Raw genomic sequence first — 25,482 nt, 5'->3', positions numbered from 1 at the left:
CTTCACCTTCTGGAGGTTTTGCATGATCGAGGTCACCCGCACCGGCGCCCTGCGCTCTCCCGCGGCAACCGGTCCCAGTACCCGGCCGGCACTGCGGGTGGGGGTGGTCCAGCACCGCTGGCAGCCGGATCCGGAAGCTGTGAAAGCAGAGCTCAACGACGGAATAGCCCGGGCCGCTGACCAGGGAGCCGGCGTCGTTTTCCTGCCCGAGCTCACGCTGTCCCGCTACCCCGCGGACACCCTGCCCGACGGCTGTCCGGCGGACCTTGCCGAGGACCTCACCGCCGGCCCAACCTTCGCTTTCGCTGCGGCGGCCGCGCGGCGCCACGACGTCTGTGTGCAGGCATCGCTGTACGAACGGGCCGACGGGCCGGACGGACGCGGGCTGAACACAGCGATCCTGGTGTCACCGGACGGCGGCCTGCTGGCCCGCACGCACAAACTGCACATACCGGCTGCCACCGGGTACTACGAGGACAGGTATTTTCGGCCCGGCCCGGCAGCCGCGGATGCCTACCGGGTCCATGCCCCTGCGGAGCTCGACGGCGCGAGGCTGGGCCTGCCCAGCTGCTGGGACCAGTGGTTTCCTGAGCTGGCCCGGCTGTATGCACTGGGCGGGGCGGAGGTACTGGTGTATCCGACGGCGATTGGATCGGAACCGGATTTCCCGGACTTCGATACGCAGCCGATCTGGCAGAAGGTGATCCTGGGCAATGCCGTTGCCAACGGGCTGTTTATGGTGGTCCCGAACCGGTGGGGCAACGAAGGCAACGTCACGTTCTACGGGTCCTCGTTTATCTGCGATCCGTACGGCCGGGTCCTGGTGCAGGCTCCGCGGGACGAATCGGCGGTGCTGATTGCCGACCTCGATCTGGACCAGTGTGCCCATTGGCGCACGCTCTTCCCGTTCCTCGATACCCGGCGCCCGGATACCTATGGTGCGCTGGTTGAGCCGGCCGCTGGGGTGCCGGGTGGGGTGGGGCCGGATGGGTTGCCGGGTGAGGTGCCGGGGACGGGCGCGGTGGGGCCGGTGCCGAGTGGCGTGCCGGGGACGGCAGCCGTGCCTGGCGGAGCCTCCGGGGCGCCCGCCGGACCCGCCGGGGTGCAGCCGAGTGGGGTGGTGCCGCCGGGCGGGGTGGTGCCGTCGGGTTACGCCTACACGGGCGGTTAGTCCCTGCACTGCGGGTGGCGCAGTGCCCTCTCCCCCCCCCCCCCGAACCTAGATTCCGAGGGTCTGCAGGCTGTTGCGCAGAGTTTCGGCAGAGTCCTGCAGGGCCTGTGTCTCGCCGTCGTCGAGCGGCATTTCCAGCATCTTATAGACGCCGCCGGAGCCAACGATGCTGGGCAGCGACAGTGCCACCCCGGAGATGCCGTGCTGTCCCCGCAGAAGCGCCGAGACGGGAAGAACTGCGTTTTGGGCCTCGAAGACGGCCTCCACGATCCTCACGCCGGCGAGCCCGATCGCGTAGTTCGTGGCACCCTTGCCTTCGATGACCTTGTAAGCCGCGTTCACGACGTCGTCTGTAATGGCTGCCAGCAGCTCGTCGGTGAAGACCTGGCGGCCGCTGATCTGCCACTCGCGGATGGGCACGGGCCCAATGGTCGCACTGGACCAGACCGGGAATTCGCTGTCACCATGTTCGCCGATGATCGTTGCGTGCACGCTGGTCATCAGGACGTGGGCAGACCGGGCCACCAGCAGGCGGAGGCGGGAGGTGTCCAGCACGGTTCCGGAGGAGAAGATCCGGTTGGACGGCAGGCCGGTGATCTTTTGGGCGGCTACGGTCAGGACGTCACAGGGATTTGTCACCAGGACATAGACGGCCTCGGGCGCCTGTTCCATAAGCAGCGGCATCAGCGATTCCATGATCCGCACATTGGCTGCTGCCAGGTCCAGCCGGGTTTGGCCGGGCTTCTGGCGCGCACCGGCCGTGATCACTATGACGTCGGATCCGGCCATCGCCTCAATCTGCCCGCCGCCGGTGACCGTGTTGGCGCCGGTGAATTGGGTGCCGTGGGAGAGGTCCAGCGCTTCGGCTTCCGCCCGCGCGGCGTCGATGTCGTAAATGACGATTTCCCGGGCGGCTTCCCGGATGAGGGCGGCGTAGGCCAGCGCGGTCCCCACACTTCCTGCTCCGACGATTCCGAGTTTGGTGACTGGTCTGGTGGTGATGTTGGCCATGACTGTGAGCCTCGCTCATCCTTGGAGGGTTCCCCTTAAGGCACTATAGGGCGGGCCCGGCAGCGAGGGAACGGGTCAGCGGCGGGCGCCATCCGGAGGAACGGAAACGGGCGGCCACGCGTCTTTCACCCATCCGCTCCGGCGCGTGCCAAATCCTGGTCCCCTTCCCCTTCATCGGGCCTGCCTCAGATACATTGGGCCACCATGCCGACGGAGGGAATCCGCATGCGACGCCTTAATGCCGTACCCACGGAACGCTTCCATCTTTGGTTGATGCTGGCGTCGACGTTTTCCACCGGCGTGATCGATGCCTTGGGCTATCTGGGCCTGGATCAGGTCTTTACCGGGAACATGACCGGCAATGTGCTGCTTCTGGGGATGGCGTTTGCCGGCGGGGCAGACCTCCCAACCCTTCGGCCTGCGCTGGCCTTGGTGTGTTTTATGCTCGGGGCGGCCCTGGCAGGCCGGGTCCTGCGGCGCGGAGCCGAGGGTTGGTCCGCGCAGGTGTCCGTATCACTGGGGGTTGTGGCCGGCTGGATAGCGCTGCTGGCCGTGTTTACGGCGCTGGTTGATGTGCAGACGGTTGACGTTCTTGGCAGCGTCACGACGTCGTCCATGGCAGCGGCGATGGGGATTCAGGCCGCGACGGCGCGGCACCTCAAAGTCGCGGAGATCTCCACGGTTGTCGTCACGTCCACCATCACCGGCTTGGCTTCGGATTCCCGCTTGGCCGGCGGAAACGGCCACTTTTGGGCCAGGCGGGTTTTGGCTATCTCGCTCATTCTGATGGGTGCGGTTGCTGGTGCTGCCCTGCTGAATGTGGGGTTGTGGCTCGGGTTTACGGTTTCGGCGCTGATCTCCACGACGGTCGCTGTTCTGGGATCCGTCCGGTACCACCGGGACCGCCGGCCAGCCGTGGAGGTGTAGGTCTGGGCCGGCGGGGGACGTTGGGCCGGTGGGGCGGCGGGGCGTGCGGCCGGGCGGAGCGGCGGCGGGCGGAGCGGCGGCGGGCCGGTGGGGCCTGGGCCGGGTCTGGGCCGGTGGGGCGGGGTGCGCGGCCGGGCGGAGCGCCGGGGCGCAGCCGAGCAGAGCGGCCGGAGGCCAGGCGGCCGGACGTGCGGAGCGGCCGGGGGCCAGACGGGCGGACGGGCGCAGCGGCCGGACAGATAGTCGGGCGGACGGGCGCAGCGGCCGGACAGATAGTCGGGCGGTGGACGGGGCCGGGGCCCGTGGGACGACGGCAGCCGATCGTGCAGCCGGGGAGCCGGGGAGCCGGACAGCCGGACAGCACGTTCGTCCACGAGCGCCGAAGTGGTGATATCGGCTGCAGCGAGAGCGTGCGGGTGAGCTGCCCATCACCGGACCAACCGCCGTCGCGCATTCTGCCGGCGACCAGCTGAAAACGGTGGCGATTTAACCGAAGCGCCGCCCGCGGCGCTTCCTATCTGTTCCCAAAGACTCTGTTCCCAAAGGCACCTCACGAAAGACGAGTATGTATGGCTGGAATACCAGTAATGGCAGGGGCAAAAAAGGGCCGTTTTTGGGCCTGGAATGTCGGTGGCAGCTGAAAGTGTTGGGGTATGAACAGCTCGTCAAGCACACCGTTTTCCCGGCCGTCGCGCCGGGAAAACGAGGATGTCTCCGGTGCATTAGACAGTTCCAAGGCTGCGGTGTTTTGTGCTGATCCGCAGGCGGCGGTTTCCTCGGCGGCGGGGGTTCCGGAGGGTTTTGATGGGCGGTTATCGCTGCGGTCGGTGGAAGTCCTCGGCTTTGCCGAGACGGTTGGCGCTCTGGAGCGGTTCGGAGTGTTGATTTGCTGGGCGCAGGCCCAGCAGGCCAGAGTCGCTGCCAGGTTGGAGGAGCTCTTCGCCCGTGACATAGCCCGGGCCGCCGGTCGGGAAGATCCGTCCTTGGCACTGTCCCTCGCGGCCGCGGAGGCAGGGGCCGCGTTGAACCTGCCGCACATGAGTGCGATGCGTTTGGTCAGCGAGTCGTCCCGGTTGAACCGGGAGCATCCCCAGACCCTGGCCCGGCTGGCGGAGGGACGGATCGGGTACCAGCACGCGCGGATCATCCTGGACGAGACCCAGCACCTGCTCGACGTCCCCGATGAGGGCACAGGTTTGAGGACGGGATCAGGCTCAGACTCCTCTTCCCTTGTAGTCACTGGCGCGGGCACCGATGAGGACGGAGGATCCTGCGATGACCGGCAGCCTCCCGGTGGAACCGAGTCCGGCACCGACGGGGACACACAGTCGGCCTTATTGGACCGGAATCTGCTGAGCCCGGATGACCCGGGTTCCGGGTATACCGGGCTGATGACAGACGGCACTCCGGCCGGCATGGATCAGCCCCGCCGCAGTGTGAGGCAGCGGTTCGAGGCAGATCTGCTCAGCTCGGCGGAAGGCCGGACGGCGGCAGGTTTCGGTAAGAGAGCCCGCCGGCTGCGGGAATCCCTTTTCCCGCAGACGGTTCCGGTCCGGCACCGGGATGCGGTGGAGAAACGGAGGGTATGTTTCGAGGCACTGCCGGACGGGATGTCCTGTTTGACCGCGTTCCTGGCCGCGGAGCAGGGCCAGGCCATCTTCACGGCGCTGTCCGGCGCAGCGAAGGCAGGGAAGACCGCCGGCGACCCCCGGACCGCAGACCAGTTGCGCGCCGATACTCTGGCCTCGGTCCTGCTCGACGGCGGTCCACGGGCGGGTAACTCCCCGCGGCCCCGCGGCGCAGAACCTGCACGCAGTGACGCGCTTGCAGAGCCATCTCCCCGTGCGAAAAGGGATGCCACCCGGACAGAACAGTCCCGTTCCCGCCAGAGGTCCCCGTCCCGGACACGCATAAGGACAGAGGTGATGGTGCTGATCAATGCTGACACCCTCGCAGGTGTGGACCAGGCACCCGCAGAGCTGAACGGATACGGACCGATCAGCGCTGAAGCCGGACGGACCATGATCCTGCAGGCCCTGAGCTGGACACCACTGCTGCAGGATCCGGCTTCCGGCGAAATCCTAGCCGTGGGAAGGAGGCGGCGGATCCCCGCCGGCCTCAAACGCTGGCTCCAAGCCAGGGACGGGACCTGCCGGTTCCCCGGCTGCGCGGTGAACGTCACCCGTTCTGAGATCGACCACACCAGGCCCTGGTCCCGGGGTGGTCCCACCGAACATTCAAACCTGGAACATCTCTGCCCCAAGCACCACCGGTTCAAGTCCCTCGGCTACTGGAGAGCTCGCCAACCCGAACCCGGAACACTCGACTGGACCTCCCCTGCCGGACGAAACTACTCCACCCAACCTGTCCTCGAATTGAACGGTCCGCCCGGCTCCGGCTTCCCGCTCACGCCAGACGAGTCTCGGACGGGCAGCTACTCTCCGCGGCCGACCAGCGCTCTGTGGGGCGATAGTCCTTCCCGCCCGGAGGCGTCCGCAGATCCGCCGCCGTTCTAGGCGAGAGTTTCAGCCGAGACGCTCAGGCGAGAAGCCCAGAAAGGAGTCAGGCGAAGGAGTCAGGCGTCAGGCGAAGACGCCAGGCGAAGGCGTCAAGCGACGGCGTCAAGCGAAGGCGTCATGCGAAGGCATCAGGCGAAGGCGTCAGGCGAAAGACCCAGACAAGGGGTTCAGGAAGAGACTCAAGCGAGTGGAGTTGGGTCCCCGGAGACCGCGCCATCGCCCGGGTCACAGCTTGACGAAGGGGCACGACGCTACAGGGCACGGCAAGCGTGCCAAGCCAGCCACCCGCCACGAAACTTGCCCCCCTCGCTCCCCGATCTCCCCTGCCCCCCCCTCCTTCCTCCCCATCCCCATCCCTCCCCCCCCCAAAAAAAATGTCGTTCTGCTCAAAGGAGGACACCTAAAGTTCTGTTCAAAGGAGGGCACCTTAAAAGGAGACATGGATAGAGTGGTCCCATGCTGGAGCAGAATGCCAGAGACTGGTCGCCAGTCAGTACAGATCGCCTGCTGCTGCGCCGGCCGCTCGCCAGGGACGAAAGCGCAGCAATCGACCTCCATACCGATCCCCGGACCAACGTCCACCACCCCGCCCCGTCAACCATCACGCGGGCCTCATCCGCACGGACGTTTCACGAGATCCGGCAGCACTGGTACCGCCACGGATTCGGAGTCTGGACCGTCGTCGACCCGGAGGATCCCCAGACCCTCATCGGCTTCACCGGAGTCTCCCACCGGATTATCCGCGGCAGGCCGGCCCTGAACCTGTACTACCGGTACTCCCCTGAATACTGGGGTCAGGGGTTGGCAACGGAGGGTGCCCTGGAGGCTGTGCGTCTGTCCGAAGAACTTCTTCCAGGGCTGCCCATCGTCGCCTACACCTCCGTGGACAACATCGGCTCCCAGCGGACAGCCCTGGCCGCGGGCCTGGAACGCCGCGAGGATCTCGACGTCGACCGCGGCACCTACCTGGACATCTATCTGGCCAAAGGCTGGTAAGAACGCCCCCATCCGGCCCAGCACAAAACGTTCCAGCCCGTCCACACCCGCAAATCCCGCGCAGGGATCCACCGTGAGGGCCGTTCGGCATACCCTGTAAATACTGCAGATACCGCTTTTCCCACCCACTCCCACGGTCAGGCACCGGCCCGCCAAGACCAGCTCTTCGCTGGTTCGGCACAGCCCCTCGCTGGAACCGGCATGGAGGGTTTTATGGAGAGCTTCACCCCAACTACAGACCCAGTCGGCGGGAGTATTACCCTTTCCGCACTTCTGGCCCTGGTCCCGCTGCTGGTGTTTTTCCTGCTGCTGGCCTTCGCGAAAACCAAAGCCTACATAGCCGGTGCCTGCGCACTCGTGGCAGCCCTAGTCATCGCTGTCCTGGGCTTTGGCATGCCCGTCGGACTGGCGCTGCTTTCGGCAACCCAGGGCGCTGCCTTCGGTCTGTTCCCCGTCGTGTGGATCATTGTGATGGCGGTCTGGCTCTACCAGGTCACGGTGCGCAGCGGACGGTTCGAGGATCTCCGCCGGGTGTTCGACACCGTCGGAGGCGGAGACCTCCGCATCCAGGCCCTCCTGGTGGCCTTCTGCTTCGGCGGCCTGCTGGAGGCCCTGGCCGGATTCGGCGCTCCTGTCGCAATCACAGTCACCATGCTGCTGGCCATCGGCATCGCCCCGATCCGCGCCGCCACAGCCGTGCTGGTCGCCAACACGGCTCCCGTCGCGTTCGGCGCACTGGCCATCCCCATCACGACGGCGGCAAACCTCCCAGCTACACCGGCGATGAAATCGGCGCCGTGGTCGGACGGCAGACCCCGCTCCTGGCCTTCATCGTTCCGCTGATCCTGCTGTTTATCCTCGACGGCAGGCGCGGACTGAGGGAGTGCTGGCCGGTAGCCCTGTTCACCGGCGTCGTCTTCTCCATTTTCCAGTTCCTGTGCTCCAACTACTTCTCCTACGAGCTCACAGACATCGTCGCGTCCCTGGTCGCGATGGCTGCTGCCGTGGCATTCCTGCGGTTCTGGCAGCCGCGCGGCGGGACGCAGGCTTCGGACCGGATGCACGGCGAGCTGGAAGCGGCCCGGACCGGCGGCTGGACGCCGGCGGGCGCCACGGGAAGCGGCGGGACCGGGCAGGAAGGGTACTCCCCGGACCACGCTTCAGGGCACGACGGCGGCCAGTCGGCAGCGCCCGACAGTCCAGGCACGCGCGGCAGCCCAGGACAAACCGGAGGACCCGGCAGCGGAGGACCCGGCAGCCGGGAATCCGCAGGGCCGCCGGACTATGTCGGCGGCCAGCGCGGCGCACACGCAGCCGGACACGCCGCGGAACGGGAAACCGGGAAAACCGCCGGCACCGGCGGACTGGGCGGCCAGTCCGCGGACCGGCTCACGCCGTCGCGCGGTTGGATGGCCCTGTTCCCCTACGTCCTGGTGATTGTCATCTTCGGCATCGCCAACCTCTGGACCCTCGGTGTGGACATCCCCGAAGCCCTCGCCAAAACCACCATCGAAATTCCCTGGCCGTGGCTGCATGAGGCCCTGCTGGATGCCAACGGCCAGACCCAGTCCTCCACGATCTACAGCTTCGAGTGGCTGGTCAGCCCCGGCACCCTGCTGCTCATCAGCGGGCTGATCGTGGCGCTGGTCTACTCACGGTTTGACGACCACGGCCGCTATCCCCTGACCATGGGCGGCACCATGCAGGAAATGTGGCTCACTGCCAAGCGGATGAAGTCCGCAACGCTGACCATCCTGGGCGTCCTGGCGCTGGCGTACGTCATGAACTTTTCGGGCCAGACCATCTCCATCGGCACCTGGCTGGCAGCAACGGGAGCGTTCTTCGCGTTCCTTTCCCCGGTTCTCGGGTGGATCGGAACGGCCGTCACCGGATCCGACACCTCCGCAAACGCCCTGTTCGCCAAGCTGCAGGAGACCGCAGGCCAGGCAGCCGGCCTGGATCCCAAGCTGATGGTTGCTGCCAACACCGGCGGTGGTGTGATGGGCAAGCTGATTTCCCCGCAGAACCTGGCCATCGCGGCAGCCGCAGTGAATATGAGCGGGCAGGAGTCCGTCCTGTTCCGGAAGGTCTTTGGCTGGAGTGTCGCCCTCCTGCTGGCGCTGTGCGTGATCGTCTTCCTGCAGTCCACGCCCGTGCTGAGCTGGATGATCCCCAGCTAGGCCGGGGATCATCCAGAGGCCTGGCCGGGGATCATCCAGCGGCTTGGCTCAGTAGCTGGTGCGCTCTTCTTCGGCAGCCGCCTGCGGCAGATACCTGGCCGCGAGCGCCTCAGACGCGCGGGCCAGCAGAGCAACGTCCGCACCCACCAGGATGAAGTCCACCCCGGCGTCCAGGTAACGCCGCGCGGTGGCCTCAGCGAATGCGTTGACGCCTACCGGAACCCCCAGCTCCTTGGCCGTGCGGATGCACTGCTCGACGGCGGCAACCACCTCGGGATGATCCTGCTGGCCGAGGTGACCCATCGACGCCGCCAGGTCCGACGGGCCGATGAAAACCCCGTCCACTCCATCCGTTGCGGCGATCTCCGCCATGTTGGCCACGGCCGCTGCGGTTTCGACCTGCACCAGCAGGGTCACCGTTTCGCCGGCCCGCCCCAGGTAGTTGTCGATCCGGTTCCAGCGCGAGGCCCGGGCCAGTGCACTGCCCACCCCGCGGATACCGTGCGGCGGGTAGCGGACGGCGGCAACCGCGGCAGCAGCCTGCTCCGCAGTGTCCACCATGGGGACCAGCAGGTTCTGCGCACCGAGGTCGAGGTACTGCTTGATCAGCACCTGGTCATTGACCGGCAGCCGGACCACCGGCTGGATCGGATACCCGGCTGCCACCTGCAGCTGCACGCTGATCGATTCCAGGCTGTTGATGCTGTGCTCGCCGTCGATCAGCAGCCAGTCCAGGCCGGAACCGGCGCAGATCTCGGTGACCAGCGGATTACCGGTGCACGCCCACATCCCCACCCGGGCACGGTTGCCAGGGACCAGATCGGCCTTGAACGGTGTGTGCGGGTCTACTCGAAACGGCATGTCACTGATCCCAGCTGTCCGTAGTCTGCGTGGACAGTATCTCCCTTGTGCACCCACATGGGCCGGGTGAAGGATCCCGCCAGGATAATTTCGCCGGCGCCCAGGGTGGTGCCGTGGGCGGCCAGCTTGTTGGCCAGCCAGTAGACCCCGGCGGCCGGATGGTTCAGGACGCCGGCCGCGACACCGGTTTCCTCAATGGTCTGGTTTTTGTACAGCAGCGCCGCGACCCAGCGGAGGTCGACGTCGGACACCTTGACCGGGCGCCCGCCCACCACCATGGCGCCCATGGCCGCGTTGTCGGAGATGGTGTCCACAATGGTGCGGCCTTCCATCTCGATGCGGGAGTCCAGGATTTCCAGGGCGGGAACCACATATTCGGTGGCGTCCAGGACGTCGAAGATGCTGCAGTTCGGGCCCGAAAGCGGCTTGCCCAGCACAAACGCGAGCTCCACCTCGATCCGCGGGTGGGTATACGCATCCCACTGCACGGTGCAGCCGTTTTCCAGCACCATATTGTCGAAGATGACCCCGTAGTCCGGCTCGGTGATTCCGGTAGCGGCCTGCATCGCCTTGGACGTCAGGCCGATCTTGCGGCCCACCAGCTTCCGCCCGCTGTCCTGCATCCGCTGGCTCCACACGTTCTGCACGGCGTAGGAGTCCTCCACCGTCATCTCCGGGTACCGGGATGTCAGCCGCTGAACCGGGATGCGGTTAGCGCCCGCCGCCACCAGTTCATCGGCAATCTTTTCAATGGTCTGCTTCTCGAGCACCTAACTGCACCACTTTCCGGGGAAACGCTGGTCCGCTCCATAACGGCTAAAACAGGATTGTATATGATTCACGACACATTTCTACGGCAACCGAAGGCCCGGGCCCTGCTCCACTAGGCTGAGGACGTGCCTCCCTCCCCCGGCCGCAGAGTGCGGACAACCATGATTGCCGCCTGTGCCGCGGCCGGAGCCGCAGGCCTTGGCATGGCCTGCGTTGCCAGCCCCTGGCCTGCGGCTCTGCTCATCCGCGGTGTTTTTTACCGCGGCGCACGGCAGCTCGCAGCCCGGATGGCCCTGGAGGCACCGGAGGTCACCGGACACCGGGGATTGAAATACCAGGACGACGGCGGCACCCGGCGCCTGGATATCTACCTCCCGCCGGAACGCTCCGGGCCGGTGCCCGTGGTCTTCTGGATTCACGGCGGTGCCTGGATCTCGGGCTCGCGCCGGGACGTTGCGCCGTACCTGCGGATGCTGGCAGCGCAGGGGTCTGCCGCCGTCGGCGTCGATTACTCCGTGGCACCGGGCACCCGGTATCCCGGAGCGCTGCACCAGCTCAGTGCGGCCCTGCGGTACCTGCAGCACAACGCAGACCGGTACGGCCTCGACGCCGGCCGGATAGTCCTGGCCGGAGACTCAGCCGGCGCCCAGCTCGCGGCCCAGTTCGCGGCGGCGGTGACGTCGCCGGAGTACGCTGCGGCGCTGGGGCTGACACCTTCCCTCCCGCCGGAACAGCTCCGCGGTGTGGTGCTGCACTGCGGCGTCTATGACCTCGCTGCGCTGTCCGGGCTGACCGGGATTCTGGGCTGGGGGTTCCGGACAGCGCTGTGGAGCTACACCGGAACCCGGCGCTTCGCCGAGACAGCAGCGGCCCAGCAGATGTCCGTCCTCACCGCTGCCACATCCGGTTTCCCGCCGGCGTTCATCTGCGGCGGCAACGGCGATGGCCTCACCGCTCAGCAGTCCGAGCCGTTCGCCGACCGTTTGGAAGCCCTGGGTGTTCCCGTGACCCGCAGGTTCTGGCCCGCCGGGCACTCCCCTGCCCTGCCGCATGAAGCGCAGTTCCAGTTCCCGCGGCCCGAAGCCTTCGAGGTGCTCGAAGAGACGCAGAAGTTCCTCACGGATGTGTTCGCCGCGGACACAGGCGTGGAGGAAACCGCCCAACATCCGACCGTCCCGCCAGCTCCGGCTTCGTAGCCGCCGACCACCCCAGGGGATCCGAAATATGCGCCGTGTTCTACTGCTTCTCATAACCGTGTTCTTAGGGGTGGCGCTGCCCGCCCTGCCGGCAGCCGCCGTCGGGCCGGAAGAGATCATCGTCGAAGACACCGCCGGCGTGCTCGACCAGAACACGCTGCTTCCGGCGCTGGCGGACATCAAGTTCCGTGAACCCACCACCGTGGCTGTTTACACCTACCGCGGCGACCCGGGTGCCGAGTATTCCGACGGCGATACGGTCACGAATGCGGAGACGCTCCGCTTCGCCCGCGCTGAACATCCCGAATGGATCAGCCCTGACGGCCAGAAATGGGCCGACGGTATGTTCATCTTCACCCTGGATCCGGAGGGGCGCTGGATCGGCACCTACTTCGGCGAAGACCGGAACCTGGACCGGGAGTACGCCCAGGACATCCGCGATGAGGCAGCCAGCTACTTCGTCGACGCGCAGTGGACCGATGGAACCATTGCCGCCGTCGCAGAGGCTGCGAAACTCATCAACCGGCCCTGGTACCTCAATCCTGCGGTGATCTTCCTGGGCGTGCTGGTCCTGGCTGCCGCCGCCGGCGTCTGGATCGCAGTGATCCTGGTGCGCCGGAGCCGGCTGCGGAAGAACCGGGAGCTGATCGCGGACGCGGAACGCTCATATGCCAGCGTCAGCCTGGACCTGGACGCCACGGAACTCAATGCCCGGACCATTCCCGAAGGTTCCTCCTACGGTGCGAAGGTGCTGGAAGAGCACCGGACCTTCCGGACGCGGTACAACCGCGCGACAGAACTGGGAAACCAGGTCCGGGTATTTACGGACAAGGACCTCCGGCGGCGGCGCAGCACGAAGCCCATCGAGGAATTCGCTGAACTGGCCGCCGCGCTGGACGGCATTGACGACGTCATCGCGGACACCAACACGCTGCTTAACCTGGCACCCGGCTGGCCGGCCGCATGGGACCGGCAGGCAGCACCCCTGCAGGCCGAACTGGACAAACTCGAGGGCGTTTTTGAAGCCGGCAAAACCGGAAAGGACTCTGCCACTGCCTCAGCACTGCTCGCCTTCCGGGCCGGGTGCCGGCAGCGGATCCAGGCGGCGGCCGCTGGCCTCGCGGACGGCACCACCACGCCGGAAGCTGCCCTGGACCTGCTCCGGGACATTGGCGGGGAACTGGCCGGACTGCCCAAGGACCATTCGGAGACCGTGATCGCCTTGGCAGCCAAGGATCAGGCGGAACGCGACCTGATGCGCAAGGCGCTGGAGGAAACCCGGAACCACCGCCGCACCTACCGGGACGGATACCGGCCCAGCATCCTGGACACCGTCTACCCGAACTACATCTGGACGGTCAGCGCGTTCAGCGCCGGTGTCCATTCCGGCAACAGCAGCATCGACAGTGCCCGCAGTGCCGCGTCGAGTTCCTCCGGTGCCTCCAGCGGCTACGGTGCCGGCGGCGGGAGCTTCAGCGGATCGGGCAGCTCCTCACGCTTCTAGCGGGCCAGTCCACCGCCCGGGCCGGAGGGGTGGCGGCTGCTCGCCGGGTGTACCAGGATGCCGTTCGTGGGCACGGGACGTGGATACGGCAGGCGGCCACCGTTCACGGCTATTCAGGGCCACGTTTCCTGGACACTGTTTCGTGGACACCGGTCGTGGACACCGTTCGTGGACACCCCCGGCCAGGCTGGCTAGGGTGGCAGGCATGAGCCCACACATGCCCGACGGCGGCAGTCTGCTGTCCGGTTTTTCCCTCGAAATGACCGGCAAGGATGTTGAGGCGCTGCAGGCGGCGCAGGATGTGCTGCCTGCAGGAACCCGCGTGAACGTAACCTTCCTGGGCAACGAAGACCTGCCGATGCGCCTGGCGGCGGCGTCGGCCGTGAAATCCGCAGGACTGGTGCCGGTGCCGCACATCTCCGCCCGCCGGCTGGGGTCCGCCGCTGAACTTGAGAAGTTCCTCGGCACCCTGGCCGATGCCGGTGCCGTGGAGGACCTGTTCGTGGTGGGCGGTGACCCGTCGGAACCGATGGGGCCCTATGAAGACTCGCTCGCCGTCATCCGCTCCGGGCTGCCCGCTGCGTACGGTGCCCGGCACATCAGCATCGCCGGTTACCCGGAGGGGCATCCGGACATCAGCAGCGGGACCCTCTGGACTGCCCTGCTGGCCAAAGCCGATGCCCTCCAGGAGCAGGGGCTCGAGGCGTCCATCATCACCCAGTTCGGCTTCGACACCGCCCCGGTCCTGGCCTGGCTCGAAGAACTGCGCGGGCGCGGGGTCACTATCCCGGTCCGCATTGGCGTCCCCGGACCGGCGGGCATCAAGCGGCTGCTCGGCTACGCCCGCCGGTTCGGAGTCAGCTCCTCAGCAGGGATCGCGCAGAAGTACGGGTTCTCGCTGACGAATCTCCTCGGCACGGCCGGCCCGGACCGCTTTCTCCGGGACCTCGCGGCAGCCCACGATCCCGGCCGCCACGGCACGGTCCAGCTGCACTTCTACACGTTCGGCGGGCTGCGGGCCACAGCGGAATGGGTCCGGGATTTCCAGGAGCACTAGGCTCCCGCACATCCCGGACCCACGGAACGTCCCCGAACCAACCCGGATCGAGCAGGCCCCACCCGGGTTGGTTCAGCACTTGCCGGTTTAGTACGCCGGAAGCAGTGCTTTCATATCCGGAATCTCCTCGACCAGCCCGCGGTCCAGCGAGATCCGGGCAACCTCCTCAACCGAGGCACTGTTCACCTCGGTGCTGTACCTGGGCAGGGTCAGCTGCTCGATGACCTCGGGCTTCAGCGAGGTGTAGCTGGGCAGTACGGCACGGACCTTGTCCGGGTTCTGCTCGGCGAATTCCTGCGATGCCTTGATCGCGCGGACAAACTTCTCCACGGTTTCAGGGTTCTCCTGAACGTACTGGTCCGAGGCGAAGTAGACCGCCACCGTCAGATCATCCACCGGTTCCGCGTAGTTGGAAAAGACCGGAACCGCGCCGTCTGCCTTGGCAATGGTCACAAACGGTTCGACGGCGGCAATCGCGTCCACGGTCCCGGCAGCCAGCTGGGCGGACAAATCCGGGAACGGAATTTCGACGTACTCGATGCTCTCGTAATCCCCTCCGGCCTGCTTCACTGCCTCTGAGATGGTGGAGTCGGAAATATTGTTCAGCGTGTTAACGCCGATCTTCTTGCCTTCAAGATCCTTGGTGGTTTCAATGCCGCTGTCCGGTTTGGTCATCACGGCGGCAAAGTCCGCATCGGGATCGCCGGTGGAGCTGCCGCCGGGTGCGACCATCTGGACCGGCAGGCCCTTGGAACGTCCCACGATCATGGACGTGATGTTGGAGAAGCCGAAGTCCATCTGGCCGGAAGTCACTGCCGGCACAATGGCGGCCCCGCCCTGGGCCAAAGTGAGGGTGACGTCCAGGCCCTCCGCTTCGAAGAGACCTTCTTCGACGCCCAGGTAAATCGGTGCAACGTCGATGATGGGAATCACCCCCACCTCGATGGCCGTCAGCCCTTCCGCTGCCGCTGCCGAAGCCGGCGCCGCCGTCTCCTCTGAGGACGACAGCGACCCCGATCCGCATGCCGTCAGGCCAAGCAGCGCCGCCGTTGCCGCTGCTGCAACCAGTTTCCTCATGGGTGTCTCCTCGTTTCGTCGCGGGCAGACCCGCGGCTCAGTATGTGTTCTGCATCACACACACTATCTACCAAGATAGATATTGACTAGGGCCCCTAACCGGCGGCCCGGACCCTCGACATGTCTATCGACATAGATATATGGTCGGCGCACCGGCTTTGCCCGGTTCCCCATCCGACAGAAACAGAGGTTCATCGTGGCACCAAAGAATCTGCAGGAAGTCCTGGATGCGTCCCAGGGAACGGTCGATCTGCTCCGCAATTCGCAGATCGGGGCGTACATCTATCCGGTCGTCGCTCCGGAATTCACCAACTGGCGCAGCGAACAGCGGGCCTGGCGGGAAACCGCCGTCCTTTTTGACCAGTCCCATCACATGGACAACGTTTTCATCAAGGGCCCCGACGCACTGAAGCTCATCTCGGACACCGCGGTGAACAGCGTTGCGAACTTTCCGGTCAACAAAGCCAAGCAGTACGTCCCCACGACGCCGTCCGGCCATGTGATCGGCGACGGCATCCTCTTCCACCAGGAACAGGACGAATACGTGTACGTCGGGCGGGCACCGGCGGCCAACTGGCTGCTGTTCAACGCCGAGACCGGCGGGTATGACCTGGAGATCGAGGTGGACCGGCGGTCGCCGTCGCGCCCCATGGGCCAGCCGGTCAGCCGGCGCTACTGGCGGTTCCAGATCCAGGGTCCCAACGCCTGGCAGATCATCGAGAGCCTCAACGGCGGCACGCTGGAACAGCTGAAGTTCTTCAATATGGACACCATGACCATCGCCGGGGAACGCGTGCGCACCCTGCGGCACGGCATGGCCGGCGCACCGGGCCTGGAAATCTGGGGAGACTACGGCTCCTACGACAAGGTGCGGGATGCCATCCTGGCGGCGGGCACGGAGTTCGGCATGGCCGCCGTCGGGTCCCGGGCCTACCCCTCCAACACCCTGGAGTCAGGCTGGATCCCTTCGCCGCTGCCCGCCATCTACACCGATGAGCGGCTGCGTCCGTACCGCGAATGGCTCGGCGCGGACAGCTACGAGGCAACCAACGCCGTCGCAGGCAGCTTCGTTTCGGCAGACATCGAGGACTACTACCTGACGCCGTGGGAGCTGGGCTACGGCTCCTTCGTGAAATTCGACCACGACTTCATCGGCCGCGAGGCGCTGGAAGCCATGGACCCGGCGGCGCAGCGCCGCAAGGTCACCCTGGCCTGGAACGAGGAAGACCTGGGCCGGATCCTCACCTCGCAGCTGGACACCGGCGGAACACCGTACAAGTATTTCGACCTGCCGCTGGCCAACTACGGCTCCTCGAACTACGACGCGGTGGTCGACGCCGCCGGCAACACCGTGGGCCTGTCCATGTTCACCGGCTACTCCGCCAATGAACGGCGCGGCCTGTCCCTGGCCACCGTTGATCCGGACGTCCCCGAGGGCACCGAACTGCGCGTGGTCTGGGGCGAGCCCGGCGGCGGCACGGCGAAAACCACCGTGGAACCGCACCAGCAGCTCGAGGTCCGGGCCGTGGTCAGCCCGATCCCCTACTCCGAAACCGTGCGCAAGGACTACAAGGGCGGCTGGCGCACCGGGTACACCGGAGCCTAAGCTCCGGTCAGCTCCGGTCAGCTCCGGTCAGCTCCGGTCAGCTCCGGTCAGCTCCGGCCAGCTCCGGCCAGCTCCGGCCAGCTCCGGCCAGCTCCGGCCAGCTCCGGCCAGCTCCGGCCAGCTCCGGCCAGCTCCGGCCAGCTCCGGCCAGCTCCGGCTAGCTCCGGACGATAATCACGTCCAGCGTCCGCGGACCGTGCACTCCCTCGACGCGTTCGAGTTCGATGTCGCTGGTGGCGCTCGGACCGCTGATCCAGGTCAGCGGCCGGGTGCCGTCCAGCCGGCGCAGCCCCTCGGGCAGGATGGTCGTGATGTCCGCGGCCCGGACCACGCAGATGTGGTGGTCCGGGACCAGCGAGATGGCGCGGCGGCCTTGGTTGGGGCTGCCGTCCAGGATGATCGTCCCGGTTTCGGCGACGGAGACGGCGCTGCCGGTCACGACGGCGGTTGTTGCATCCAGCTCGGCGACGCTCAGCGGCGCCGTGGTCGAGTCGGTCCGGCGCCGGCCGGGGACGGCGGTGTCGGCAGCTGCCAGCCAGGCGCCGTCGATACCCTCGGGCACCACATAGCTCGCTGCGGCGTCGAGCAGTTCCGCGATCCGGGTGCCGATCCCGGCTTCGTCCAGCACCGTGACTCCGGCCTTGTAGTCCTCGAGCCGGTCCACGAGCATGGCGATCCGCTCAGTTTCCGGGACCTCAACGGCACTGCGGTAGCCGCGGGGAATCTCCGGGACCTCCGGTGAATCGCGCAGCGCGTCCCGCAGCCGGCCCAGGATCTCTTCGCGTGCGCTCATGCCTTCGTCTCCCCCTGCGTTGCCGCGCCGCCCTGGTGTTCCGGCGCCGCCTGATATTCCTTGGCCCACCAGTCCCGGAAGGACTGCGCAGGCGGTGCGGGAATGTCCCGGCTCTGTGTCCAGCCGGCGGCGATGCCGGGCAGCTTGGTGATTTTCTTCTTCCGGCCGGCGGCCAGCCGTCCGAGCGGCAGGCCCTTCTCCAGCAGGCCCAGGTTCCGGCCGCGGGAGAACGCCCAGGAGGCGCCCTTCATCATCAAATCCATCTGGGTGGGCAGCTTTTTGGTGCCGCGCTTGGAGTCCACGTCCTCGGCGCGCAGGTGCACCAGGATTTCCGGGATGTTGATCTTCACCGGGCAGGCGTCGTAGCAGGCACCGCACAGCGAGGAAGCGTACGGCAGCGAGCTGTTTTCCTCCGACTTAATGCCGGTCATCATCGGCGAGAGAATCGCCCCGATCGGTCCCGGGTAGGTGGAACCGTAGGCGTGGCCGCCGGTGCGCTCGTACACCGGGCAGACGTTCATGCAGGCGCTGCAGCGGATGCAGTGCAGGGCAGAGCGGCCCATTTCGTCCGCCAGGGCGGCGCTGCGGCCGTTGTCCAGCAGCACCAGGTGCACGTTCTGCGGTCCGTCGCCTTCGGTGACGCCGGTCCACAGGGAGGTGTAGGGGTTCATCCGCTCGCCGGTGGAGGAGCGCGGGAGCAGCTGCATAAAGACTTCGAGGTCCTGCCAGGTCGGCAGCAGCTTTTCCACCCCCATCACGGTGATCAGGGTTTCGGGAAGGGTCAGGCACATCCGGCCGTTGCCTTCGGATTCGACGACGGCGAGGGTGCCGGCGTCGGCGATCGCGAAGTTCGCACCGGAGACGGCCACCTTGGCGGAGAGGAACTTGCGGCGCAGGTGGGAGCGGGCGGCCTCGGCCAGTTTGGCCGGGTCATCGGTGAGCTCCGGATCCACGCCGGGCATTTCGCGCAGGAAGATCTCGCGGACCTGGGTACGGTTTTTGTGGATGGCCGGAACCAGGATGTGGCTGGGTTTGTCATGGTCCAGCTGGACAATCAGCTCGGCGAGGTCGGTCTCGTAGGCGGCGATGCCCTGCTCTTCGAGGTACTCATTCAGGCCGATTTCCTGGGTGGCCATGGACTTGACCTTCACCACCTCGTCCACACCTTCGGCGCGGATCAGGTCGCGGACAATTTCGTTGGCTTCGTCGGCGTCGCGGGCCCAGTGGATGATGCCGCCGCGGGCGGTGAAGTTGGCTTCGAACTGCTCCAGCAGCTCCGGCAGCCGGGCCATGACGGATTCCTTCACGGCGCTGCCGGCGTCGCGCAGCTCTTCCCAGTCGGGCAGCTCGCCGACCACGCGCAGCCGCTTGTCGCGGATGGTGTGGGTGGCGTGCCCGAGGTTGGCGCGGAGCTGGGCGTTGCCCAGTTCCCGCTTGGCTGCAGACGGGAAGGACTCGACGGCGTTGAGGTTGCCGCGCCCGAAGACCGGCAGGGTGGGCATGCCCAGGTAGGTGCTCATCGTCCGGCCTTTCCGCTGACGAGGATCTCTCCGGTGACGGAGACCGGGTTTTCCTTGGTGCTGGCCAGGATTTCGGCGAAGTGCAGGGTGGTGGCGCTGGCGCCTTCGCGGGAGAGCCCGCCGCCGATGTGCAGCAGGCAGGAGGCGTCTCCGCCGGAACACAGCGAGGCGCCGGTGGAGGTGATGTTGGCGGTTTTGTCCGCCAGCATGGCGGAGGAAACGTCCGCATTCTTCATCGAGAACGTTCCGCCGAAGCCGCAGCACTGGTCAGCCTCCGGCAGGTCGGCCATTTCGATCCCGCCCACGGAGGAGAGCAGGTTCAGCTGCCGGTCGCCCAGCCGCAGCAGGCGCATGCCGTGGCAGCTGGGGTGGTAGGTGACCTTGTGCGGAAACCAGGAGCCCAGCTGTTCGGCAGCGTTGGTGATGCCCAGGACGTCGGTCAGGAGTTCGGAGAGTTCGTAGGTCTTGGCACCGACGGCTTCGGCCTGGGCCTCCAGCACGGTGTCGCCGCAGGAGCGGGCGATCATCGGGTGCTGGTGCTTGACCGAACCGACGCAGGAACCCGACGGCGCGACGGCGACGTCGTAGCCGGCCGGGTCGAATGCAGCGACGTGGTTGCGGACCACGGGAACCGCTTCCGGGAAGTACCCCGAGTTCACGTGCATCTGGCCGCAGCAGGCCTGGCCGGACGGGAACACGACCTCGTGTCCCAGCCGCTCCAGGATGGATACCGTGGCACGTGCTGTCCGTGGATACATCGCATCCACGATGCAGGTGGCGAATAGTGCAATTCTCATGGCTGCCTCTCAGCGGGCTTGTCCCCGGGGCCGGTGTGGTCAGACCAATACTAGGCACGTTATTCGCAACACACCAAGGGGGCCTCCGGCTGGTGGCCATGATCACACGCTTGTCAAGGGTGCGCTAGACTTCCATGGCCTGACCATTGTGGTCTGACCAACTTCCCCCGCCAGTTCTTCTCTTTCCGGAGGTCCCCTGTGGATCACTTCACCGCCAGCACCGATCCGGTGTCCGGCAGCGTCGCCGCGTCAGCCATCGTGGCTCTCGTACCCCTGCTCACGTTCTTCATCCTCCTGGCGTTCGTGAAGGTGAAAGCCCACGTTGCGGGTGCGCTTTCCCTGGTGGTGGCCATCGCCGTCGCCATCTGGGCATTCAAGATGCCGGCTGGCCTGGCCCTGCTCTCCGCCACCCAGGGGGCGGTCTTCGGTGCCTTCCCGGTGGTCTGGATCGTGATTATGGCGATCTGGCTGTACCAGATCACCGTGGTCAGCGGCCGGTTCGAGGACCTGCGCCGCGTCTTCGACGTGATCGGCGGCGGGGACGTCCGCATCCAGGCGATCCTCGTGGCGTTCTGCTTCGGCGGGCTGCTCGAAGCCCTTGCCGGATTCGGCGCTCCGGTGGCCATTACGGCCACCATGCTGGTTGCCCTAGGGCTGAAGCCCATGAAGGCAGCAGCCGCCGTGCTGGTGGCGAACACCGCACCGGTCGCCTTTGGGGCCATGGCCATTCCGATCACCACGGCCGCCAACCTCACCGGCCTGGACGCTGACCACATCGGTGCCGTCGTGGGACGCCAGGCACCCCTGCTGGCCGTTATTGTTCCGCTGATCCTGGTATTCATCCTCGACGGATTCAAGGGCGTCAAGGACACCTGGCCCGCCGCCGTCGTCACCGGCGTTGCCTTCTCCGTGGCACAGGTCCTGTGCTCCACCTTCTTCTCCTACGAACTGACGGACATTGTTGCCGCCCTCGCCGGCCTGGGTGCCGCCGTCGTCTTCCTGCGTTTCTGGCAGCCCCGCGGACTCGACGCCGCCCGTGAGCGCATGGGCCTGACCGCCCTCGTCGCCGCCGGCACTGACCGCCCGGGCACCGGCAGCGGTTCCACCGCCACCGCCGTGCGCGACGAAGACTCGCTGACGCCGTCCCGCACCTGGCTGGCACTGTTCCCGTATTTCCTGGTCATCGTGATCTTCGGCATCGCCAAGCTCTGGAAGCTGGGTGTGGATATCCCGGCCTTCCTGGCCTCCACCGACATCAAGATTCCCTGGCCGATCCTGCACGAGCGTCTGGTGGACGAGGCCGGCAACGCCGTTTCCTCCACCATCTACACGTTCAACTGGCTTTCCACCCCTGGCACGCTGCTGCTGATCACGGGCCTGATTGTTTCCTTTGTCTACTCCAAGTTCGACGACGGCGGCCGCTACCGCATGAGTGTGGGCAACGGTGTGGCGGAGATCGGCCGCACCATGTGGAACATGCGCTGGGCCGGCCTGACCATCCTCTCCGTCCTCTCCCTGGCCTACGTGATGAACTTCTCCGGCCAGACCGTGGCCATCGGCACCTGGCTGGCCGGAACCGGAGCCTTCTTCGCGTTCCTCTCCCCCGTCCTGGGCTGGATCGGCACAGCCGTGACCGGCTCCGACACCTCGGCCAACGCGCTCTTCGCCCGACTGCAGCAGACCGCTGGCCTCGAAGCGGGCATCGACCCGAACCTGCTGGTGGCCGCCAACACCACCGGCGGCGTCGTTGGCAAGCTGATCAGCCCGCAGAACCTGGCCATCGCGGTGACCGCCGTGAAGCTGGACGGGCAGGAATCCGTCCTGCTGCGCAAGGTGGTCGGCTGGAGCGTGGCCCTGCTGCTGATCCTCTGCACGCTGGTTTACCTGCAGTCCACGCCGATCCTTGGCTGGATGCTCCCGTAGCGGCCGGTCCCGTTCTCCCGGCGCCACCGGCGCTGGGCCGGAGCGGCAGGGGGTGTGTTCCTTGGGGGGAATACAGGCCCTGCCGCTCCGTTTTTTTGGCGTGCTTTTCCCGTTTCCCGCTGGGACTTACAGGTGGAACGACGCCGGACTTACGGTTGGCGCCGGCGGTGTTTCGAGCGTGCCGGCAGCCGGCCTTTTCTGCATGACGGACGCCGAACGCCTTTGTTGCGGGCGCCGGGGAATCCCCCAGCCTGCCGTGTAAGGATGTTGCAGTGACTCTTACGGATTCCGCGCCCCTGCCGCCGCGCCGCAGCTATGACCTCCTCCTGGAGAACATCGAAGCGGGCCTGCGGTCCGGCGAGATCAAGCTCGGCGACCAGCTCCCCGGCGAGCGCACCCTGGCGGAAACCTACGGCATCTCCCGCGCTTCGGTCCGCGAAGGCATCCGGATCCTGGACGCCATGGGCGTGCTGCGTTCCTCCTCCGGTTCCGGCCCGAAGTCCGGCGCCATCATTGTCTCCGAACCGTCCGCCGGACTGTCCTCGGCGCTGCGCCTGCATATGGCCAGCAGCCGGCTGCCGGTGGCGGACATTGTGCAGACCCGCGTGCTGCTGGAAACCTGGGCTGCCGAGGCCGCCGCTAACGCACCGCGCACCGACGAAACGGCGGCGGCCCTGGACCGGGCCCACGGCCTGCTGGAGGCCATGGACCGCCCCGACCTGGACCGGGATGCCTTCCACACCCTTGATGCGCGGTTCCACGTTGAGCTCAGCTCGCTGGCCGGCAATGCCGTGATCGAAACCATGATGGATTCCCTCAGCGGCGCCATCCGCGGCTACGTCAAGGAGGCGATGGACAATTTCGAAGACTGGCCCGCCATCCTGGCTGTGCTGCGTGAACAGCACCACGGGATTTACGACGCCGTCGCGGCGGGTGACGGCGACCTTGCTGCCCGCCTGCTCCGCGGCCACATCGAATGGTTCTACGCCCAGATCCCCTCGCACCAGGCGGCGCCGTCCCACACCGCCCGGTCGGAAAAGGCGCAGTACCCGGCCTGAGCGCACGTGCCCGGCCCCGAGGGCACTCCCCCGGCCAGGTCGGGGGAAAACCCCATAGTCAACGGTCTTGAGCGCGGAGAATGATGGAACCATGACACCCACCCAAGCCTCCGATCCCGGCGCCTCGTCCGGTGAGCCTGCCGCCCCCCACCCGGCGCAGCCCGCTCAGTACACACAATCCGGCCAGGACAAGCAGTCCGCGCAGGACACGCAGGCCGCTCAGTACACTCAGTCCGTCCAGGTCGCTCAAGCCACCCAGTTCACGCACACCACCCAGCAGACCCAGCCCATCGAAAAAGCTGAGTCCGGGAACAATGAGCCCGAAAACTCTGAGCCCGAAAACACTGGGCCAATGCAGGACCCTCAGCGCACCCCGCACCCGCGGCATCCCCGGCACATCCCGCATTCCGAGCGCGCACCGCATTCCCAGCGTGCCCAGGCACCCCGGCCGGCAGCAGGACGCCGCCCGGCGTTTTTCCGCAGCAGCACCTGGCGGGCGTTCGGCTACCACAGCCTGTCGCTGCTGCTGGCGCCCTTCGCGCTGGCCTACGCCGTGAGCACCGTATCGCTGGGAGCCTCATTCCTGGTCACTTTTGTGGGCCTGATCGTCCCGGCGGCCATGGTGGCTGCCGCCCGGTACTGGGGAACCATCAACCGTTCCCTCGCGGCAACACTGCTTGGCCGTCCGATCGACGCACCCCCGCCGTTCACCCCCCGGCCGGGATTCTTCGGCTTCCTCCGCTCCGGGCTCAGCGACACGGCGGGCTGGCGGGCCCTGGCCCACATGGGCGTCAGCTTCGTCACGTCGGTGACCGCGGCCTGCCTGAGCATCAGTTTCCTGGTCGCCGGGCTGGGCAGCATGACGCATTGGTTCTGGTCCCGGTGGCTGCCCCCGCAGCAGGCGGCCGACGGAACCTGGCACCGTGGCAGCCAGATCCTCCCGGGGGTCTTCGCTGACAGTTTCTGGTGGCAGGCCGCCTACTTCGCGGTGGGTGTCCTGTTCACCTTCCTGCTCTGGCCAGCGCTCAACAACGGCATGGCCCGCCTGCAGGCATCGCTCGCCGCGGCACTGCTGGGCCCCACCGGCGGCCAGTACCGTGTCCGGGATCTGGAAGCCAGCCGGAGCAGCTCCGTGACTACCGCTGACGCCAGGCTGGCCCGGATTGAACGGGACCTGCATGACGGGACCCAGGCGCAGCTGGTCGCCATCGCCATGAAGCTCGGCGACGCCCGGGACCGGGCGGCCGGCACCGAAGTGTCCGCGGAACTGCAGCATCTCCTGGACAGCGCCCACGGCACGGCCAAGGAAGCCCTGGAAGACCTGCGCGGCCTCGCCCGCGGGATCCGCCCGGCCGTGCTCAACGACGGCCTGGACACCGCGCTGGAATCGCTGGCTGCCACAGCCCCGCTGCCCGTCGACCTTTCCTACCGGTTGCAGGTCCGTCCCTCGCCCGCGGTGGAAGCCATTGCCTACTACGTGGTAGCCGAGCTGGTGACCAACGCTGTCAAGCACTCAGGGGGCTCACGCGTCAGCATCCTGGTGGTCGAGGAGGGAGCTGACATGGTGCTCAGCGTCAAGGACAACGGCACCGGCGGCGCAGCAGGTGCAGCAGGCTCAGCAGGTGCGGGACGTGAAGGCACAGGCACCGGGGCCGGAACTGGCTTGGCAGGCCTGGCGGAACGGGTCCGGACGGTGGACGGCACAATGCGGATTTCCTCTCCGGCCGGAGGGCCGACCGTGGTGACGGTCTTCCTGCCGCTTTCCTGAGCCGTTTCCTGACCGGTTTCGGAAGTGCAGCCCCGGTGGGGCAAGCTACTTGAATGAAGATCGTCATCGCGGAGGACTCCGCCCTGCTCCGCGCCGGGCTGGTCGAACTGCTGGACGGCCGCGGGCACCAGGTGCTCGCGGCCGCCGGCGACGCCGAAGAACTGTTCACAGCGCTGGAAACCGCCGAGCCCGACGTCGTCATCCTGGACAACCGGATGCCGCCAACCCATACCCATGAAGGGATCCGCGCCGCACTGCAGCTGCGGGATACCCGCCCGGAGATCGGCGTCCTGCTGCTCTCCCAGTATGTTGAAACCCGCTACGCCGCGCAGCTTTTCGCCGGCCAGCCCCGCGGCACCGGCTATCTGCTCAAGGACCGGGTGGCGGATGTCGCTGATTTCCTCCACGCTTTAGAACGCATCCGTGCGGGCGAAACGGTGCTGGACCCGGAGGTGGTGCGGCAGCTGATGGGCGCCGGACGCCACGCGGGGCTGGAATCCCTGACCCCGCGCGAACGCGAGGTGCTGGCGCTCATGGCCCAGGGACGGACAAATGCCGGCATCTGTGCTGAACTGTTCCTCTCCGCCGGAGCAGTGGAGAAGAACATCACCTCAATATTCGGCAAGCTGAACCTCCATCCAGCGGCCGGGGACCACCGGCGGGTCCTGGCCGTGCTGCAGTATCTGCAGGCTGCGCCTCCCGTGTGGCCTGACCATTTCACTGAAGGCGGGTCCCGGGCCTAGATTT

General features: G+C 66.8%; 21 protein-coding genes. 14 read left to right on the top strand and 7 right to left on the bottom strand.

The annotated features are described in order from the left end of the window. Positions 1 to 22: 22 nt before the first annotated feature. Positions 23 to 1,171: a nitrilase-related carbon-nitrogen hydrolase gene (locus AL3_RS07005; RefSeq protein ID WP_083521531.1), complete on the top strand. Its 1,149-nt coding sequence runs from the start codon at positions 23 to 25 to the stop codon at positions 1,169 to 1,171. A gap of 48 nt (positions 1,172 to 1,219) precedes the next feature. On the opposite strand, the gene AL3_RS07000 is transcribed toward AL3_RS07005, so the two are convergent. Continuing rightward, a complete protein-coding gene (locus AL3_RS07000; protein WP_066298588.1) occupies positions 1,220 to 2,182 on the bottom strand; it encodes an L-lactate dehydrogenase in 963 nt (320 codons plus the stop codon). Between the two features lie 225 nt (positions 2,183 to 2,407). Between AL3_RS07000 and AL3_RS06995 the strand changes: the two genes are divergently transcribed. From AL3_RS06995 to AL3_RS18900, 5 genes are all read left to right on the top strand, one after another. Next, positions 2,408 to 3,109, top strand: a complete 702-nt coding sequence (locus AL3_RS06995; protein ID WP_066298587.1) for a YoaK family protein — start codon at positions 2,408 to 2,410, stop codon at positions 3,107 to 3,109. Between the two features lie 653 nt (positions 3,110 to 3,762). After that, positions 3,763 to 5,625 carry an HNH endonuclease gene (locus AL3_RS06990; RefSeq protein WP_066298585.1) on the top strand — a complete coding sequence of 621 codons (1,863 nt, stop codon included), beginning with the start codon at positions 3,763 to 3,765 and terminating at the stop codon, positions 5,623 to 5,625. A gap of 459 nt (positions 5,626 to 6,084) precedes the next feature. Further along, entirely contained in the window at positions 6,085 to 6,624 is a 540-nt protein-coding gene (locus AL3_RS06985; RefSeq protein WP_066298584.1) for a GNAT family N-acetyltransferase, read from the top strand. Between the two features lie 213 nt (positions 6,625 to 6,837). Then, on the top strand, positions 6,838 to 7,467 hold the full coding sequence (locus AL3_RS06980) for an L-lactate permease (RefSeq protein WP_151724081.1): 630 nt from the start codon (positions 6,838 to 6,840) through the stop codon (positions 7,465 to 7,467). Continuing rightward, complete coding sequence (locus tag AL3_RS18900; protein WP_066298576.1) at positions 7,422 to 8,804, top strand: L-lactate permease; 1,383 nt, start codon at positions 7,422 to 7,424, stop codon at positions 8,802 to 8,804. The genes AL3_RS06980 and AL3_RS18900 overlap by 46 nt, the downstream gene beginning before the upstream one ends. A gap of 48 nt (positions 8,805 to 8,852) precedes the next feature. Here the strand turns inward: AL3_RS18900 and AL3_RS06970 are convergent, their stop codons facing one another. Both AL3_RS06970 and hpaH read right to left on the bottom strand, forming a co-directional pair. Beyond that, the gene (locus tag AL3_RS06970; protein ID WP_174522123.1) at positions 8,853 to 9,665 is read right to left on the bottom strand and encodes an aldolase/citrate lyase family protein; all 813 of its coding nucleotides are present in this window, start codon (positions 9,663 to 9,665) and stop codon (positions 8,853 to 8,855) included. After that, positions 9,650 to 10,435: a 2-oxo-hept-4-ene-1,7-dioate hydratase gene (hpaH, locus tag AL3_RS06965; protein ID WP_066298570.1), complete on the bottom strand. Its 786-nt coding sequence runs from the start codon at positions 10,433 to 10,435 to the stop codon at positions 9,650 to 9,652. The genes AL3_RS06970 and hpaH overlap by 16 nt, the downstream gene beginning before the upstream one ends. Before the next feature lie 126 nt (positions 10,436 to 10,561). On the opposite strand from hpaH, the gene AL3_RS06960 reads away from it, so the two are divergent. The 3 genes from AL3_RS06960 (at position 10,562) to AL3_RS06950 (ending at position 14,193) form a co-directional block, all read left to right on the top strand. Then, entirely contained in the window at positions 10,562 to 11,632 is a 1,071-nt protein-coding gene (locus AL3_RS06960) for an alpha/beta hydrolase (protein ID WP_151724080.1), read from the top strand. 28 nt (positions 11,633 to 11,660) lie between these two features. After that, positions 11,661 to 13,136, top strand: a complete 1,476-nt coding sequence (locus tag AL3_RS06955; RefSeq protein WP_066298564.1) for a DUF5129 domain-containing protein — start codon at positions 11,661 to 11,663, stop codon at positions 13,134 to 13,136. 205 nt (positions 13,137 to 13,341) lie between these two features. Then, positions 13,342 to 14,193: a methylenetetrahydrofolate reductase gene (locus AL3_RS06950; RefSeq protein ID WP_066298562.1), complete on the top strand. Its 852-nt coding sequence runs from the start codon at positions 13,342 to 13,344 to the stop codon at positions 14,191 to 14,193. Between the two features lie 87 nt (positions 14,194 to 14,280). On the opposite strand, the gene AL3_RS06945 is transcribed toward AL3_RS06950, so the two are convergent. After that, entirely contained in the window at positions 14,281 to 15,270 is a 990-nt protein-coding gene (locus AL3_RS06945) for an ABC transporter substrate-binding protein (protein WP_066298560.1), read from the bottom strand. Positions 15,271 to 15,466: 196 nt separating this feature from the next. Here AL3_RS06945 and ligM point away from each other — a divergent pair, with 196 nt between their 5' ends. Beyond that, positions 15,467 to 16,876: a vanillate/3-O-methylgallate O-demethylase gene (gene ligM / locus AL3_RS06940; RefSeq protein ID WP_066298557.1), complete on the top strand. Its 1,410-nt coding sequence runs from the start codon at positions 15,467 to 15,469 to the stop codon at positions 16,874 to 16,876. Between the two features lie 157 nt (positions 16,877 to 17,033). Here the strand turns inward: ligM and AL3_RS06935 are convergent, their stop codons facing one another. From AL3_RS06935 to AL3_RS06925, 3 genes are read right to left on the bottom strand one after another with little or no spacing between them, the layout of a single operon-like run. Further along, positions 17,034 to 17,669: a LutC/YkgG family protein gene (locus tag AL3_RS06935; RefSeq protein ID WP_066298554.1), complete on the bottom strand. Its 636-nt coding sequence runs from the start codon at positions 17,667 to 17,669 to the stop codon at positions 17,034 to 17,036. Further along, the gene (locus AL3_RS06930) at positions 17,666 to 19,189 is read right to left on the bottom strand and encodes a LutB/LldF family L-lactate oxidation iron-sulfur protein (RefSeq protein ID WP_066298551.1); all 1,524 of its coding nucleotides are present in this window, start codon (positions 19,187 to 19,189) and stop codon (positions 17,666 to 17,668) included. The genes AL3_RS06935 and AL3_RS06930 overlap by 4 nt, the downstream gene beginning before the upstream one ends. Then, a complete protein-coding gene (locus tag AL3_RS06925; protein ID WP_066298549.1) occupies positions 19,186 to 19,986 on the bottom strand; it encodes a (Fe-S)-binding protein in 801 nt (266 codons plus the stop codon). The genes AL3_RS06930 and AL3_RS06925 overlap by 4 nt, the downstream gene beginning before the upstream one ends. A 198-nt stretch (positions 19,987 to 20,184) precedes the next feature. On the opposite strand from AL3_RS06925, the gene AL3_RS06920 reads away from it, so the two are divergent. The 4 genes from AL3_RS06920 to AL3_RS06905 all read left to right on the top strand — a co-directional run bounded on the left by AL3_RS06920 (position 20,185) and on the right by AL3_RS06905 (position 25,478). After that, positions 20,185 to 21,909 carry an L-lactate permease gene (locus AL3_RS06920; protein ID WP_066298546.1) on the top strand — a complete coding sequence of 575 codons (1,725 nt, stop codon included), beginning with the start codon at positions 20,185 to 20,187 and terminating at the stop codon, positions 21,907 to 21,909. 272 nt (positions 21,910 to 22,181) lie between these two features. Further along, complete coding sequence (locus AL3_RS06915; RefSeq protein ID WP_083521530.1) at positions 22,182 to 22,967, top strand: FadR/GntR family transcriptional regulator; 786 nt, start codon at positions 22,182 to 22,184, stop codon at positions 22,965 to 22,967. 91 nt (positions 22,968 to 23,058) lie between these two features. Continuing rightward, positions 23,059 to 24,735 carry a sensor histidine kinase gene (locus tag AL3_RS06910; RefSeq protein WP_066298544.1) on the top strand — a complete coding sequence of 559 codons (1,677 nt, stop codon included), beginning with the start codon at positions 23,059 to 23,061 and terminating at the stop codon, positions 24,733 to 24,735. A gap of 53 nt (positions 24,736 to 24,788) precedes the next feature. Next, positions 24,789 to 25,478 (top strand): response regulator transcription factor, encoded by a 690-nt coding sequence (locus AL3_RS06905; RefSeq protein WP_066298542.1) that lies wholly within the window; start codon positions 24,789 to 24,791, stop codon positions 25,476 to 25,478. Positions 25,479 to 25,482 lie beyond the last annotated feature (4 nt).

The sequence above is a fragment of the Arthrobacter luteolus NBRC 107841 genome (assembly GCF_001552075.1).
Lineage (GTDB): Bacteria > Actinomycetota > Actinomycetes > Actinomycetales > Micrococcaceae > Arthrobacter_B > Arthrobacter_B luteolus.
Note: the sequence above shows the minus strand (reverse complement) of the source record. Positions and strands in the feature narration are given on the sequence as shown.

Bases quoted from the DNA above. Each gene is read 5' to 3' on its own strand.
- AL3_RS07005 (WP_083521531.1), top strand. From the start codon at position 23: ATGATCGAGGTCACCCGCACCGGCGCCCTGCGCTCTCCCGCGGCAACC.
- AL3_RS07000 (WP_066298588.1), bottom strand. From the start codon at position 2,182: ATGGCCAACATCACCACCAGACCAGTCACCAAACTCGGAATCGTCGGA.
- AL3_RS06995 (WP_066298587.1), top strand. From the start codon at position 2,408: ATGCGACGCCTTAATGCCGTACCCACGGAACGCTTCCATCTTTGGTTG.
- AL3_RS06990 (WP_066298585.1), top strand. From the start codon at position 3,763: ATGAACAGCTCGTCAAGCACACCGTTTTCCCGGCCGTCGCGCCGGGAA.
- AL3_RS06985 (WP_066298584.1), top strand. From the start codon at position 6,085: ATGCTGGAGCAGAATGCCAGAGACTGGTCGCCAGTCAGTACAGATCGC.
- AL3_RS06980 (WP_151724081.1), top strand. From the start codon at position 6,838: ATGGAGAGCTTCACCCCAACTACAGACCCAGTCGGCGGGAGTATTACC.
- AL3_RS06970 (WP_174522123.1), bottom strand. From the start codon at position 9,665: ATGCCGTTTCGAGTAGACCCGCACACACCGTTCAAGGCCGATCTGGTC.
- AL3_RS06955 (WP_066298564.1), top strand. From the start codon at position 11,661: ATGCGCCGTGTTCTACTGCTTCTCATAACCGTGTTCTTAGGGGTGGCG.
- AL3_RS06950 (WP_066298562.1), top strand. From the start codon at position 13,342: ATGAGCCCACACATGCCCGACGGCGGCAGTCTGCTGTCCGGTTTTTCC.
- AL3_RS06945 (WP_066298560.1), bottom strand. From the start codon at position 15,270: ATGAGGAAACTGGTTGCAGCAGCGGCAACGGCGGCGCTGCTTGGCCTG.
- AL3_RS06935 (WP_066298554.1), bottom strand. From the start codon at position 17,669: ATGAGCGCACGCGAAGAGATCCTGGGCCGGCTGCGGGACGCGCTGCGC.
- AL3_RS06930 (WP_066298551.1), bottom strand. From the start codon at position 19,189: ATGAGCACCTACCTGGGCATGCCCACCCTGCCGGTCTTCGGGCGCGGC.
- AL3_RS06925 (WP_066298549.1), bottom strand. From the start codon at position 19,986: ATGAGAATTGCACTATTCGCCACCTGCATCGTGGATGCGATGTATCCA.
- AL3_RS06910 (WP_066298544.1), top strand. From the start codon at position 23,059: ATGACACCCACCCAAGCCTCCGATCCCGGCGCCTCGTCCGGTGAGCCT.
- AL3_RS06905 (WP_066298542.1), top strand. From the start codon at position 24,789: ATGAAGATCGTCATCGCGGAGGACTCCGCCCTGCTCCGCGCCGGGCTG.